We start from the raw sequence: 13,087 nt of genomic DNA, 5'->3' as shown, positions 1-13,087 counted from the left end.
GTTCGATGTCACACTCCGCAGACTACCGCTCACAGCCCGAAGCGACGCTGGAGGTCCCCCAGCTGTCCGGGAAGACGCGGTGCGCCGGACTGTCCCGCCTGGGGGCTGTGCGCCCCGCCGCCGGGCACGCCGGCCTGGTGCGGAACGGCCCCCGTGGCCTGCTCGGCCATCAGGGCCTCGGACGACTGGAGCAGCACCGTGCCGGCGCCGACGAACTCGAACTGGTGCTCCTCGCCGGAGGTGCCGCCCAGGCCCGTCAGTGCACGTAGACCGCCCATGACGCCGGTCATGTACCCGTGGTCGTAGTGGTGGCAGGGGGAGGGGCAGTCGGCCCAGCCGACCAGGGCCTGGGGGTCGACCCGGATCGGGGGTTCCATGAACACCACCGGACCGTTCGACGCGGCCACGAACTTTCCGGTTCCGATCAGGGTCAGAAAACCCGGCACGATTGATTGCTTCAGTGACAGAGTTGGCTGAAAAGCGAGCAGGTTGCCCGAGCGAATGGTCAGGTTGCCGTCTTCGAGGTCGTACGAGTTGACGTCGAAGGCCCGGTCGGCGAGGAGCATCTTGCCCGAGCCCTCCGCCACGACCCAGTCGCTCGCGTGCAGTGGCGAATGGAACGACGTACGGACGAGACGGTCCAGCCGGCCGTGCCCGACGCCGTTGAAGTCGACCGAGCCGTAGTAGGCGATCATCTTCCCCTTCTGCAGGAACCACTGGCTCCCCTTGAGCTCCACGCAGAAGGTGTGGGGATTGACGTTGTCGTCGGCCGGCAGCGTCGCCGGGTCGAAGACCGCGAGGCCGGCGCCCGGGGTTCCGTAGGTGCTCACAGCTTCTCCTCCGAGGCCTGGACGTACACCGCACCGCTGCCGCTGAGCTCCAGCTGGAACGCCTCGCCCGAGCCCCGGCCCACCATGTCCCGCCAGCCCAGGGCCGTGGACAGCTTGTTGCGGACGTCGCCGTGGTGGGCGACGTAGGCCTGCGGGTCCACGTGCACCGGCCGCTGCGGGGTGATCGGGATCTCGATGACACCGCCGTGGGCCATCACCGCGACGGCCCCGTGCCCCTTCAGCGTGGTCGTGAACAATCCCTGGCCGCTGACCTGCCCGCGCACCATGCCCATGACGCCGCCCTGCGAGCCCAGGAACATCGTGCCCTGCTGGAGCGAGCCCTCGAAGGCCAGGAGCCGGTCCGCCTCCACGTACAGAGTGTCGCCCGTGAGCCGGATCACCTGGATGTGATGCCCGCCGTGCCCGAACAGGACCGTGCCGCTGCCCTCCACGGTCATCAGGGGCGTGTCCTCGTCCGCGACCCGGCGGCCGATCATCGACATGACCCCGCCCTGGCCGCCCGCCGTATTGGGCGTGAACGACACCTCGCCCTTGTAGGCGAGCATCGCGCCGCGCTGGCTGAACAGCCGCTGCCCCGGCGTGACCGTCGCCTCGACCATCTTTCCGTTGATCTCCCGGAAGGCCATGTCACACGTCCCCCGCGATCGTGTTCCGCTCGCTCGGCTGCACGTACACCAGCCCGTCCCCCTCGAACCGCATCTGGAAGGCCTCGCCGCCACCCTCCCCGAGCAACGTGCGGAACGTCACACCCGACTGGAAGGACTGCCGGAGGTTCCCCTGGTGCGCCACGTACGCCCCCGGGTCGACCGTCAGCGGGTACTGCGGGCTGACCCGCAGCACGACCGCCGGGCCGTCCGACATGATCGCCGCCTGGCCGTGGCCCTCGACGGTCGTCGTGAACAGGCCGTTGCCCTGCGAGGCGCCGCGCAGGCCCGTGAACTCCGTGCCCGTGCGCAGCCCGCCGTCGGTCGCGAGCAGGTTGCTCGACTCCACGTAGAGCTTGTCGCCCTGGACGCCGACCAGGTTGATCTCGGAGGCGCGGTCGGCGAACCAGCAGGTCCCCCTGCCCTTCACCTCCATCAACGTCATCTGCTCACCGGTCAGCCGCCGGGTCACCATGCCCCGGATGCCCTCGCCGCCGCCGCTGAGCTTCTTGAAGGCCATCTCGCCGTCGTACGCGACCATCGAGCCGTTCTTCGCCTTCACGGCGTCTCCGGTCATGTCGACGGCGAGCACCTTGCTGCTCTGAAGTCGGAACATCGCCACGTACGCGAAGGTAGCCGCAGGCCGGGCCCCATGGACAGGGCCCGTGGGCGGAGAACGACCCTGACCGCACCCTGAGGGCCGGGGGAGACGGACCCCGGGCCGGAGGACCCGCGGCGGTTTGCCACAATGGGCGGGACGCTTGTGCGCGCGTTCACAAACCGTCAGTCCGAAGCAAGACCGTTCAGCTCGTCCAGACCGCCGCGTCTCTCTCACCGAAGGTGACCCGTGGACCTCAAGACCGCCACCGCCATCCGCCGCCTCCGCCTGGTCTCGGCCCCCGAGGCGATCTCCTTCCTGCTCCTGCTGGTCTGCTCGGTACTGAAGCGGACCACCGACTTCAACGCCGTGCCGGTGATGGGCATGGTGCACGGGGTGCTGTTCATCCTGTACGTGATCTTCTGGGCGGACGCGTGGAACCGTACGAAGTGGCCGCTGCAGACCGCAGCGCTGTACTTCGTGCTCTCGGTGCTGCCCGGCGGTGGGTTCTTCGCGGAGCGGAAGCTGCGGCGTGAGGCCGAGGCCGCGGTCATCGCGTCCCGGGCGCGCCAGGAAGGCGTGGTGGGCGCGTGATCGTCGCCTTCTCCGTGACGCCGCTGGGCGTCGGCGAGGACGTGGGGGAGTACGTCGCCGACGCCGTGCGGGTCGTGCGCGAGTCGGGCCTGCCGAACCGGACCGACGCGATGTTCACGTCGGTCGAAGGCGAGTGGGACGAGGTCATGGACGTCGTCAGGCGCGCCGTCGCCGCGGTCGAGCGGCGGGCTCCGCGGGTGTCCCTGGTCCTCAAGGCGGACATCCGCCCCGGCGTGACGGACGGGCTCACCTCCAAGACGCAGACGGTGGAGCGGCACCTCGCCGAGTAGGCCGCCCAGACCGCAGCCCCGGCTCGTGAGAGCCGGGGCTTTGCTGTGTCACGGCGAGGCCCGATCCGCGCCGGAGCGGCACGGCCTGTGCACCGGACAGTTCCCTCTGATGACCCGTGCGGCTCGCGGAGCCCGACGCACCGACCCACGATGAGGGCTCAGGGCCGACCGCCGTCCCCCTGCCGGACACGGCGGCCGCCGTCCGCCCAGCGAAGGAAGGGCCTGCCGGTGAACACTTCGACGTATACGTCCCAGTCGGCGTTCGACGGCTCCAGGCTGCGCGTCATCCTGCTCGTCGATCTCCACGAAGGCGCCCAGCAACGGTTCCTCGACGCGTACGAGCACATGCGCAGCCGGGTCGCGTCGGTTCCCGGTCACCTCGGTGACCAGCTGTGCCAGTCCGTGGAGAACCCGTCCCAGTGGCTCATCACCAGCGAATGGGCGACCGCGCCGCCGTATCTCGCCTGGGTGAACAGTGAGGAGCACCTGGAGACCGTCAGGCCCATGCAGGACTGCGTCCGGGACATCCGGTCGATGCGGTACAACGTCGTCCGTGAGACCGGGCGTACCCTCCCGCACACCGCCGGGACCGCTGACGCGGTCCAGGCGCCGGTGCGGGTGGGCGACGGGGTGACGCGCCACGCGCTGACGTTCACCGTCAAGCCCGGCTCCGAGTCGAAGGTCGCGGACATCCTCGCCGGATACGCGCCGCCCCAGGCCCGTGCCGACGACTCCACACGGCTGCGCCGGACGACGCTGTTCATGCACGGCAACCGAGTCGTACGCACCGTCGAGGTGGAGGGCGATCTGCAGACGGCGCTGCGCCACGTCTCACGTCAGCCCGAGGTGCGGGCCGTCGAGGAAGCCCTCAATCCGCACCTGGAACAGAGCAGGGATCTGACCGACCCCGCGTCGGCACGGGCCTTCTTCATCCGCGCGGCCATGCCCGCCGTCCACCACGTGGCGCGTGGCGGACCGGAACCTGCCGGTCTGCGGCGTCACGCCCTGTACTACCCGGCCCGCGAGGGCTGCGGCATGACGCTGGCACGGCTGCTCGCCCAGCAGGACGAGACCGCCGCGGACGACCCCGTCGGCCTCGTGCACCGCAGCACCGTCTTCCACCGTGACGACCTGGTCGTCCGTCTCATCGACACGCGTGACCCCGAGACCGATCCGGTCAGGGCGCTCGGCCTGCACGGCACGAGGAAGGCCGCCGTGCTGGCCCGCCTGCTCGACGGCGCCGCACTCGGCGTCGAAGGGCCGCTCTCCGGCGACCGGGACGCCACCCGCCTCCTGGCGCACACCGACATGACGCTGATCACCGATCGCCTGGCTGCCCAGTCCTGACAGTCCATGGACGACACCCGGCCACGGACCACACCCACAGACCGACCTGGAGACGGATCATGTACAAGACGCGCCCGCGCATCGTGGACCTCAGCGAGACGGAGCCCAACCGCAAGCGTGGCGGTGACCTGCGCACCCTGCTCACGCCCCTCACGGTGGGTTCCACGAGCGGGTTCATGGGCCTGGCCATCATGCAGCCGGGTGAACGCATCAGCGAGCACTACCACCCGTACTCGGAGGAGTTCGTCTACGTCGTCCAGGGCGAGCTGGAAGTCGACCTGGACGACGTGACCCACCCGATCCGTGCCGACCAGGGCCTCATGGTCCCCATCGGCATGCGGCACCGCTTCCGCAACGTCGGTGACACCGAAGCCCGGATGGTCTTCCATCTGGGCCCGCTGGCTCCGAAGCCGAGCATGGGCCACGTCGACACGGAGGCCGTGGAGGGGAACGCGCGCGGCGAAACGTACCCGGCCGTGCAGGGGGACGGCACGCAGCCCGAGCGACGAGGGGTGCCCTCATGACCCGGCGGGTGGCGGTCACCGGCATCGGCGTCGTCGCCCCGGGCGGTATCGGGGTGCCGGCCTTCTGGGACCTCCTCTCGGGAGGCCGTACCGCGACGCGCGGCATCACACTGTTCGATCCCGAGGGGTTGCGGTCACGTATCGCGGCCGAGTGCGACTTCGACCCGCTCGCGCACGGACTCGATCCCGACCTGGTCGAACGCACCGACCGCTACATACAGTTCGCCGTCGTCGCCGCGGCGGAGGCGGTGGCCGACTGCGGCATCGAGTTCGGAGCCGAGGACCCGTGGCGCGTGGCCGTCTCGCTCGGCAGCGCCGTGGGCGGCACGACCCGCCTGGAGCACGACTACGTCCTGGTCAGCGAGCGAGGGCAGCACTGGGACGTCGACCACCGCGCCGCCGGCCCGCAGCTGCACCGGGCGTTCTCGCCCAGCACACTGGCCTCCGACGTCGCCGAGCACTTCGGCGCCCAGGGGCCGGTGCAGACGGTGTCGACCGGCTGCACCTCCGGGCTCGACGCGGTGGGCTACGGCTTCCACACGATCGAGGAAGGCCGCGCCGACATCTGTATCGCCGGAGCGTCGGACTCCCCGATCTCCCCGATCACCATGGCCTGCTTCGACGCCATCAGGGCGACGTCGCCGAACAACGACGACCCGGCGCACGCCTCCCGGCCCTTCGACGCCCGCCGCGACGGATTCGTCATGGGAGAGGGCTCCGCGGTGCTGGTCCTGGAGGAGCTCGAACACGCCCGCGCCCGCGGCGCGCACGTCTACTGCGAGATAGGCGGCTACGCCACCTTCGGCAACGCCTACCACATGACCGGACTGACCAGCGAGGGCCTGGAGATGGCCAGGGCCATCGACACCGCGCTCGGACAGGCCCGTCTGGATCCCTCACTCATCGACTACGTCAACGCGCATGGCTCGGGCACCCGCCAGAACGACCGTCACGAGACCGCCGCGGTCAAGCGGTCCCTGGGCGCCCACGCCTATGACACGCCCATGAGTTCGATCAAGTCCATGGTGGGCCACTCGCTCGGTGCGATCGGCGCGATCGAGGTTGTCGCCTGCGTGCTGGCCCTGGCCCACCAGGTGGTCCCGCCGACGGCGAACTACGAGACTCCGGACCCCGAGTGCGACCTGGACTACGTGCCGCGCACCGCACGCCCGCGCAAGCTCGCCAACGTGCTGTCCGTGGGCAGCGGCTTCGGCGGGTTCCAGTCCGCAGTGCTCCTGACAGGGCCGGCCGGGAGGAAACGATGAGCGCTCAGCCGAACCGTCGCACCGCCATCACGGGGATCGGTGTGGTCGCACCCAACGGACTGGATGCGGAGACCTACTGGAAGTCCGTCAAGGAGGGCCTGTCCGTACTCGACCGGATCACCCGGGAGGGCTGCGGGCACCTTCCGCTCCGCGTCGCCGGCGAGGTCCGGGGATTTGACCCCACGGCACTCATCGAGGAGACCTTCCTCGTCCAGACCGACCGCTTCAGCCACTTCGCGATGGCCGCCGCCAGTGCGGCCCTGAAGGACGCGGGACTGAGCGAGACCGCCGCCGACTCCCCGTACTCCGTCGGTGTGGTCACCGCCGCCGGATCCGGTGGCGGTGAGTTCGGCCAGCGGGAGCTGCAGAAGCTGTGGGGGCAGGGGTCCCGTTTCGTCGGCCCCTACCAGTCGATCGCCTGGTTCTACGCGGCCAGCACGGGTCAGATATCGATCCGCAGCGGCTTCAAGGGCCCCTGCGGCGTGGTCGCGAGCGACGAGGCCGGCGGCCTGGACGCCGTCGCGCACGCCGCCCGGACCGTGGGACGGGGGACCGATGTGGTCGTGGCCGGGGCGGCCGAAGCGCCGCTCGCTCCGTACTCGATGGTCTGCCAGCTCGGCTACCCGGAACTCAGCACGGTCGAGGACCCGGCGCGGGCCTATCGCCCCTTCACCTCCGCGGCCTGCGGCTTCGTCCCGGCCGAGGGCGGTGCCGTGCTGATCGTCGAGGACCTGGACCGCGCACGCCGACGCGACGCGGACGTCCGCGCCACCGTGGCGGGCCACGCGGCCACGTTCACCGGCGCCTCGCGCTGGGACCGCTCACGGGAGGGACTCGTCCACGCCATCCGCGGTGCCCTCGACGAGGCCGGCTGCGCACCGGAGGAGATCGACGTGGTCTTCGCCGACGCGATGGGCCTCCCGGAGGCGGACCGCGCCGAGGCCCTCGCCCTCGCCGACGCCCTCGGCCCGCACGGCACCCGCGTGCCCGTCACGGCTCCCAAGACCGGCATCGGGAGGTCCTACTGCGGGGCACCCCTGCTGGACGTCGCGGCCGCGGTGATGGCCATGGAAGAAGGGCGGATCCCGCCCACGCCCAACGTCTTCGACATCTGCCACGACATCGACCTGGTGACGTCGACGGCACGCCCGGCCGAGCTGAACACGGCCCTGGTCCTCAGCCGTGGACTCATGGGCTCCAACGCGGCGCTGGTACTGCGCCGCGGCCCGGGACCAGCCGCCCGGTGAAGCCCACCGCACCCGTACGACAAGGAGAAAGCGCATGAACAGTGAAGTGACCCTCGAAGAGCTGGCCGCACTGATGAAGAAGGCCGCCGGTGTCACCGTCGACCCGCACGACCTCGAAGCCAGGGTGGACACCCCCTTCGCCGAGTTCGGGCTGGATTCGCTCGGCCTCCTCGGCATCGTGGGTGAGCTGGAGAACCGGCACGCCCGGGCCCTGCCCACCGACGCGGAGAAGTGCAAGAGCCCCCGCGACTTCCTCGACCTCGTCAACAGCACGCTTACGGCAGGAGCCTGAGATGGCAGGGCACACCGAGAACGAGATCACCATCGCCGCGCCCCTCGACCTCGTCTGGGACATGACCAACGACATCGAGAGATGGCCGCAGCTGTTCAGCGAGTACGCGGCCGCCGAGGTGCTGTCCCGGCAGGGCGACACCGTGACCTTCCGCCTGACCATGCACCCCGACGAGAACGGCAAGGTGTGGAGCTGGGTGTCGGAACGGACCACCGACCGCGACAAGCTCACCGTCACGGCACGCCGGGTCGAACCCGGCCCGTTCGAGTACATGAACATCCGGTGGGAGTACGAGGAGACCCCCGACGGCACCCGGATGCACTGGACCCAGGACTTCGCCATGAGGCCCGACGCGCCGGTCGACGACGCCGGGATGACGGACATCATCAACCGCAACTCGCCCGTCCAGATGGCCCTCATCCGCGACCGCGTCGAGCAGGCCGCCGGCGAACGGCGGACCTCACCCGTCTCGCCCGCCTGAACGCCGCCGCGTAAGGAGACCTCATGCACCACGCCCTGATCGTCGCCCGGATGGCCCCGCACGCGGCTCCGGACATCGCCGAGGTCTTCGCGGCCTCCGACCGCGGCGACCTGCCCCGCCTCGTCGGGGTGACCCAGCGTTCCCTCTTCCAGTTCGGCGATGTGTACATGCACTTCATCGAGGCCGAACAGGACCCGGGCCCCGCCATCGCACGCGTGGCCGGGCATCCCGAGTTCCGCGACATCAGCAGCAAGCTCGAGGCATACGTCAGTCCGTACGACCCGCAGACCTGGCGCGGTCCGAAGGACGCGATGGCGCAGTGCTTCTACCACTGGGAGAGGGACACCGCCCCGGCCACGCGGTGACACCGACGAGAGGGGGCCGCTGCCCGCACGGGCAGCGGCCCCCTCTCGTCGGTGCGGCCGGGCTAGGAGGAGCGGGCCAGTACCGGCAGCAGACGCAGCGCGTTCTCCCGGTTGATGCCCCTGAGCTGCTCCGGCGAGACGAATGGATCGCCGTCCAGGGCGGGAACCGCGATGTCGGCGACGACCTGTGCGGAGGTGGGCGGCCAGTCCGTGCCGAAGAGGACACGGCTGGGATCCACCGTGGACAGCAGAGTGGGCGTGGCGGAGGGCGACATGGGGCCCGCCGTGTCGAAGTAGAACCGGTGCAGGTAGTCACGGACCCTGCCCGGCTCGATCCCGGGGGTGAGGTGCCCGCCGAAGAGTTCGAGCCGCGTGGCCAGGTACGGAAGGAAGCCTCCTCCGTGGGGGAGGACGAAGCTGAGATTCGGATAGCGGTCCAGGGTGCCGTTCCGGATCAGGTTGATGGCCGCGCGTGTGGTGTCCATGAGGAAGTCGCACACGAAGGGCGGCATCCCCGGCAGTCCGGGATCGCCGTCCTTTCCGGCCGGCACCTCCATGGGGTGCGTGCTGACGACGGCGGACCGGTCGTTCAGCTCCTGCAGGAGGCGGTCGTGCGTGGCGTCACCGAGGTAGACACCGTCCATGCTCGTTCGCGTGCTCACTCCGACGGCCCCGAGTTCGTCGAGTCCGTAGCGGAGGCTCCACTGCGAGAGTTCCAGGTCGTCCAGGAACACAGGAGCGAAGAAGGCGAAGCGCGCGGGATGGTCCTCGACGACATCGGCCGCCGCCCGCAGGGCGATCCGTGCGCTTTCCTGGCGCTCCGCGCGCTCGCGGAACCGTCCGAGCATCGCGACGGTCATGACGGCGGTGCTGATGCCCGTCTTGTCCATGACCTCCAGAGCCGCGTCCAGCTCCCAGCGTGTCCACCAGGGCAGCCTCTCGCGGCTGACGACACCGCGTTCTTCCGCCCAGTCCAGCCAGGCCGGCGCGGTGAAATGGTGGTGGACGTCCACTCGGCCCTCCACGGGGCCGTCTTCGTTCGGCATCGGCATGTCCTTGGCGTGGTCGTTTGGGTGGGTGCTCAGCCGCGGCAGAGCACGGTCTGCAGCACGTCCGTCAGCACACGATCGGCGGACGGCGGGTGGGTGGGCGCGCGCCATGCGACGAAACCGTCCGGGCGTACCAGGACGGCACCGTCCTCGGTGGTGCCGTGCAGCGCCGCCCAGTCGGCATCCGGCTCGGGAACAATGTCGTGATCAGGGCCGTCTCCCACGAGATACACCTCGACCGGAACGCCCAGGTTCTCGCCGGCCTGCTCCGCCGCGCGGCGCCACCGGTGACCTTCGGCGCCGGCGAGCACGACGAAGGAACGCTCGTACAGATCGAGAGTGGAGATCCTGGCGCCTCCTGCCCTGACCCACATGTGGGGCGCGCGGCTCCCGGGCTCTCCGTCGATCAGGAAGGTCTCCGGGACGACCGGCCGCTGAGGGGATGCGCCCACCACGGCGTTCGAGGCGTACCGGTAGCAGAGCGCGACCGTCATGAGGTCCGCCGCGTCGTTGTTGCGTCCCGCTGCCGGGCGGTACGCGGGGTGGTGCTCCTCGGCGGCCTGCTGGGAGGCTCGTGCGCTCGTCGTGACGGCGACCGGCCGTCGTTCGCACTCGTAGGTGTCGAGCAGCGGCAGGCCGGCCCAGCCGCGGAGTACCGCGGCGAGTTTCCAGGCGAGGTTGTGCGCGTCCTGGATTCCGGTGTTGGAGCCGAAAGCCCCGTTGGGCGGCATTTCATGAGCCGAGTCGCCGGCCAGGAAGACCCGGCCCTGCCCGTAGCTGTCCGCGACTCGCTTGGAAGCGTGCCAGGGTGCCTTTCCGGTGATCTCGACATCAATGTCCGGAACACCGGCGGCCGCGCGAATATGTGCCGCGCAGCGCTCGTCTCCGAAGTCTTCCAGAGTTTCGCCCCGGTCAGGGAACCAAGGGATATGGATGACCCACCGTTCCTCGTTGTCCACGGGCAGCAAGGCGCCTTCCCCCCGAGGATCGGTGGTGTAACACACGATGAAACGCTTCGGCCCGACATATTCCTTGAGGGTCTTGCTCCGGAACGTGACACTGACGTTGTGGAACAGGTCACCGGGTCCGGACTGGCCGATTCCCAGACGCTTGCGAACGGGGCTTCTCGGGCCGTCGGCGGCCACCAGGAAACCGGCTTTCACGGTATAGGTCTCACCGGTGTCCAGGCGCATGACCTGCGCCAGGACTCCCTCTTCGTCCTGCGTGAAGGACAGCAGCTCGGTGTTGAAGCGGATGTCTCCGCCCTGACGGGCGCGGTTCAGCAGGACCGGCTCCAGATCGTTCTGGCTGCACAGGCACCAGTTCGAGGAGCTGACCCGGGAGACATCCATGCCTGCGGCGATGTCCTGCACGATCCAGCGGCGCTCGTCACCGACGAGGGTGTCCACCTGGAGGACGCCGTCGTTCCCGTCGAGCGCGCGGGCGGCCTCCCGCACGCTCTGCTCGAGGCCGGCGGACCGGAAGATCTCCATGGTGCGCACGTTGTTCCCGCGGCCCCGTGGGTGCGTCGATGTCTCGGCATGCCGCTCCACGAGTATGTGCTCGATTCCGAAACGTCCCAGGAATACGGAGGCGGAAAGACCCACCAATGATCCGCCTACGATGAGAACTGGTACAGATTCCACTCCGCGTCCACTCACTGGTTACCTCGCCATCCGGCGGCTGCCCAGTCCGGAACGGTGGACTGGCCCGTCCATGATGTTTATCAAGCAGGACCTACGCGCGCGATCCGGGGCGCCCCGGGGTACGCCGGCCGGGTAACCGGAGCAATGTCGCGCGCCTCCTGCGGCGCTCGGACCCATATGGCCCAGCAGCGTTTGAGGCACAGTGCCGGCCGGGAAATCGTGTGACCGACCGACGGAACTCTCGACCCCCCGGGACCAGCCATGACGCAAGCGTTCGCATCCGAGGAAATGTCGTCCGAAGAGGCCGCTGCCGCGGCCTCGGCCTGCAGTCGGGAGTTTCGCGCCAACCCGCATCCCGTTTACGCCGCGCTCAGGGCGACCGCACCCGTATGCCCGCTGACACCCCCGCACGGGGTCGACACGTACCTCATCACCCGGTACGACGACGCCCGTGCCGCCTTGGCCGATCCTCGGCTGAGCAAGGACATGTACGGCGCCATCGACGCCTATCACCGGATCTTCGGCGACTCGTCGATCGCCCTGGATGACAACATGCTCTTCTCGGACCCTCCGAAGCACACCAGGCTCCGCAGGATCGTCGGCACCACCTTCACCCCCAAACGGGTGGAGGCGCTGCGTCCGAAGGTCCAGCAGATCACCGACGAACTGCTGGACCGCTGCCCGGCGTCGGAGCCCGTGAACCTTCTCCAGGAGTTCTGCTTCCCGCTGCCGCTGCACGTGATCTGTGAGCTCCTCGGCGTCCCGGAGAACGAACGCAGGCAAGCCCAGGAATGGTCCGCCACCGTCGCTCAGACCGGCTTCGGGCCGGAGGCGAGAAAGGCGCTGGAACGGGCCGAGGGCAACCTGCGCGACTATCTGGTGGACCTGATCGCGCGGAAGCGGAAGGAGCCGGACGGCGCTCTGCTCAGCGCACTCGTCACGGCGCAGGACGAGGACGGCGCGCTCACCGACCACGAACTCGTCTCCACCGCGTGGGTGCTGCTCTTCGCGGGTCACAAGTCGACCGCGTACCAGCTCGGCAACGCCGTCCACCACCTGCTCAGCCTGCCGGAGCAGAAGCGCCTGGCGTTCCGGGACCCGGGGGCGACGGCCGCGGCCGTCGAAGAGATCTTCCGGTTCGAGACCTCCGTGGAGAACTCGACGTTCCGCTACGCGACGGAGGACATCAAGATGCGCGACACGCTCATCCCCAAGGGCGCGCTCGTGCAGATCTCGCTCACGGCGGCCAACCGGGACCCGGAAGTGTTCCCCGACCCGGACCGCATGGACGTCGAGCGTCCGAACGTCCAGGCGACGCACCTCGCGTTCGGCCTCGGCCCGCACTACTGCATCGGCGCGCCTCTGGCACGTCTGGAGATGCAGATCGCTCTCGCCACGCTCTTCGGGCGCCACCCCGGCATGGCCCTGGTCGGAGAGCCGGAGAACGTGCGCTGGCTGACCGTGCCGTTCCCCGCCTTCCGCGGTCTGGCGGAACTCCCCGTCATGCTCGACCCGTCGTGACGGGGGACGTTCCGGCACCGGCGCGCGTGCGAGTGGTACGCCTGCTGCGCGTCCGGGAAGGAAGGGAAGCGGATTTTGTGCATGCCTACCAAGGCGTACGCGACGGCGCCACGCGGTTTCCCGGACACCTGCGCGAACAGCTCTGCCGCTCCGTCGACGATCCCGGTCGATGGCTGCTCACCAGTGAGTGGGAAAGCCTCGAAGCCATCAAGCGGTGGCGCACCGACCCCGAGCACACCACTCTGGTCGGGCCGATGAACGCCTGTCTGCATGACGACCGGTGGACCGGGGTCTTCGAGATCGTGCCCGAGGGCCAGGGTGACCGAAGGCCGAGACAGGGCTGACCACCATGTGACCGGCCGGTAGGGTCGGG

16 protein-coding genes are annotated in these 13,087 nt (G+C 69.6%); 11 read left to right on the top strand and 5 right to left on the bottom strand.

Translation table 11 applies throughout. From position 1 onward, the window contains the following. Nucleotides 1–29: 29 nt before the first annotated feature. Genes ACZ5TL_RS33605 through ACZ5TL_RS33595 form a run of 3 tightly spaced genes read right to left on the bottom strand, consistent with a single transcriptional unit; the run spans nt 30 to nt 2,111 of the window. Nucleotides 30–830: an AIM24 family protein gene (locus tag ACZ5TL_RS33605; protein ID WP_468594589.1), complete on the bottom strand. Its 801-nt coding sequence runs from the start codon at nt 828–830 to the stop codon at nt 30–32. Next, nucleotides 827–1,477 (bottom strand): AIM24 family protein, encoded by a 651-nt coding sequence (locus ACZ5TL_RS33600; RefSeq protein WP_468594588.1) that lies wholly within the window; start codon nt 1,475–1,477, stop codon nt 827–829. The genes ACZ5TL_RS33605 and ACZ5TL_RS33600 overlap by 4 nt, the downstream gene beginning before the upstream one ends. A 1-nt stretch (nt 1,478) precedes the next feature. Then, nucleotides 1,479–2,111: an AIM24 family protein gene (locus ACZ5TL_RS33595; protein WP_352119857.1), complete on the bottom strand. Its 633-nt coding sequence runs from the start codon at nt 2,109–2,111 to the stop codon at nt 1,479–1,481. A 231-nt stretch (nt 2,112–2,342) separates the two neighbouring features. On the opposite strand from ACZ5TL_RS33595, the gene ACZ5TL_RS33590 reads away from it, so the two are divergent. The 9 genes from ACZ5TL_RS33590 (at nt 2,343) to ACZ5TL_RS33550 (ending at nt 8,498) form a co-directional block, all read left to right on the top strand. Then, nucleotides 2,343–2,687 (top strand): DUF3817 domain-containing protein, encoded by a 345-nt coding sequence (locus ACZ5TL_RS33590; protein ID WP_468594587.1) that lies wholly within the window; start codon nt 2,343–2,345, stop codon nt 2,685–2,687. Then, nucleotides 2,684–2,977, top strand: a complete 294-nt coding sequence (locus ACZ5TL_RS33585) for an MTH1187 family thiamine-binding protein (RefSeq protein WP_468594586.1) — start codon at nt 2,684–2,686, stop codon at nt 2,975–2,977. The genes ACZ5TL_RS33590 and ACZ5TL_RS33585 overlap by 4 nt, the downstream gene beginning before the upstream one ends. A gap of 228 nt (nt 2,978–3,205) precedes the next feature. After that, nucleotides 3,206–4,324 (top strand): SchA/CurD-like domain-containing protein, encoded by a 1,119-nt coding sequence (locus ACZ5TL_RS33580; RefSeq protein ID WP_468594585.1) that lies wholly within the window; start codon nt 3,206–3,208, stop codon nt 4,322–4,324. Between the two features lie 59 nt (nt 4,325–4,383). Then, a complete protein-coding gene (locus tag ACZ5TL_RS33575) occupies nt 4,384–4,848 on the top strand; it encodes a cupin domain-containing protein (RefSeq protein ID WP_468594584.1) in 465 nt (154 codons plus the stop codon). Further along, on the top strand, nt 4,845–6,113 hold the full coding sequence (locus ACZ5TL_RS33570; RefSeq protein WP_468594583.1) for a beta-ketoacyl-[acyl-carrier-protein] synthase family protein: 1,269 nt from the start codon (nt 4,845–4,847) through the stop codon (nt 6,111–6,113). Before ACZ5TL_RS33575 ends, ACZ5TL_RS33570 begins: the two co-directional genes overlap by 4 nt. After that, nucleotides 6,110–7,360, top strand: coding sequence for a ketosynthase chain-length factor (locus tag ACZ5TL_RS33565; protein WP_468594582.1), 1,251 nt, complete (start codon nt 6,110–6,112; stop codon nt 7,358–7,360). Before ACZ5TL_RS33570 ends, ACZ5TL_RS33565 begins: the two co-directional genes overlap by 4 nt. Nucleotides 7,361–7,394: 34 nt before the next feature. Then, on the top strand, nt 7,395–7,652 hold the full coding sequence (locus tag ACZ5TL_RS33560; protein WP_468594581.1) for an acyl carrier protein: 258 nt from the start codon (nt 7,395–7,397) through the stop codon (nt 7,650–7,652). Between the two features lies 1 nt (nt 7,653). Beyond that, on the top strand, nt 7,654–8,133 hold the full coding sequence (locus ACZ5TL_RS33555; protein ID WP_468594580.1) for an SRPBCC family protein: 480 nt from the start codon (nt 7,654–7,656) through the stop codon (nt 8,131–8,133). A gap of 23 nt (nt 8,134–8,156) precedes the next feature. Next, complete coding sequence (locus tag ACZ5TL_RS33550; protein WP_468594579.1) at nt 8,157–8,498, top strand: TcmI family type II polyketide cyclase; 342 nt, start codon at nt 8,157–8,159, stop codon at nt 8,496–8,498. 62 nt (nt 8,499–8,560) lie between these two features. On the opposite strand, the gene ACZ5TL_RS33545 is transcribed toward ACZ5TL_RS33550, so the two are convergent. Both ACZ5TL_RS33545 and ACZ5TL_RS33540 read right to left on the bottom strand, forming a co-directional pair. After that, complete coding sequence (locus ACZ5TL_RS33545) at nt 8,561–9,544, bottom strand: amidohydrolase family protein (RefSeq protein WP_468594578.1); 984 nt, start codon at nt 9,542–9,544, stop codon at nt 8,561–8,563. Nucleotides 9,545–9,579: 35 nt separating this feature from the next. After that, on the bottom strand, nt 9,580–11,208 hold the full coding sequence (locus ACZ5TL_RS33540; RefSeq protein WP_468594577.1) for an FAD-dependent oxidoreductase: 1,629 nt from the start codon (nt 11,206–11,208) through the stop codon (nt 9,580–9,582). 246 nt (nt 11,209–11,454) lie between these two features. Here ACZ5TL_RS33540 and ACZ5TL_RS33535 point away from each other — a divergent pair, with 246 nt between their 5' ends. After that, a complete protein-coding gene (locus ACZ5TL_RS33535; protein ID WP_468594576.1) occupies nt 11,455–12,714 on the top strand; it encodes a cytochrome P450 family protein in 1,260 nt (419 codons plus the stop codon). Continuing rightward, entirely contained in the window at nt 12,711–13,058 is a 348-nt protein-coding gene (locus ACZ5TL_RS33530; protein ID WP_468594575.1) for an antibiotic biosynthesis monooxygenase family protein, read from the top strand. Before ACZ5TL_RS33535 ends, ACZ5TL_RS33530 begins: the two co-directional genes overlap by 4 nt. Nucleotides 13,059–13,087 lie beyond the last annotated feature (29 nt).

The organism is Streptomyces sp. NPDC033136 (assembly GCF_055578235.1).
The sequence above is the reverse complement of the archived record's forward strand: the minus strand, read 5'-3'. Positions and strand labels throughout refer to the sequence as shown.

What these genes read in the sequence shown, in the direction of transcription:
- ACZ5TL_RS33535 (WP_468594576.1), top strand. Translation starts at nt 11,455, where the DNA reads ATGACGCAAGCGTTCGCATCCGAGGAAATGTCGTCCGAAGAGGCCGCT.
- ACZ5TL_RS33595 (WP_352119857.1), bottom strand. Translation starts at nt 2,111, where the DNA reads ATGTTCCGACTTCAGAGCAGCAAGGTGCTCGCCGTCGACATGACCGGA.
- ACZ5TL_RS33545 (WP_468594578.1), bottom strand. Translation starts at nt 9,544, where the DNA reads ATGCCGAACGAAGACGGCCCCGTGGAGGGCCGAGTGGACGTCCACCAC.
- ACZ5TL_RS33600 (WP_468594588.1), bottom strand. Translation starts at nt 1,477, where the DNA reads ATGGCCTTCCGGGAGATCAACGGAAAGATGGTCGAGGCGACGGTCACG.
- ACZ5TL_RS33550 (WP_468594579.1), top strand. Translation starts at nt 8,157, where the DNA reads ATGCACCACGCCCTGATCGTCGCCCGGATGGCCCCGCACGCGGCTCCG.
- ACZ5TL_RS33565 (WP_468594582.1), top strand. Translation starts at nt 6,110, where the DNA reads ATGAGCGCTCAGCCGAACCGTCGCACCGCCATCACGGGGATCGGTGTG.
- ACZ5TL_RS33575 (WP_468594584.1), top strand. Translation starts at nt 4,384, where the DNA reads ATGTACAAGACGCGCCCGCGCATCGTGGACCTCAGCGAGACGGAGCCC.
- ACZ5TL_RS33555 (WP_468594580.1), top strand. Translation starts at nt 7,654, where the DNA reads ATGGCAGGGCACACCGAGAACGAGATCACCATCGCCGCGCCCCTCGAC.
- ACZ5TL_RS33570 (WP_468594583.1), top strand. Translation starts at nt 4,845, where the DNA reads ATGACCCGGCGGGTGGCGGTCACCGGCATCGGCGTCGTCGCCCCGGGC.
- ACZ5TL_RS33560 (WP_468594581.1), top strand. Translation starts at nt 7,395, where the DNA reads ATGAACAGTGAAGTGACCCTCGAAGAGCTGGCCGCACTGATGAAGAAG.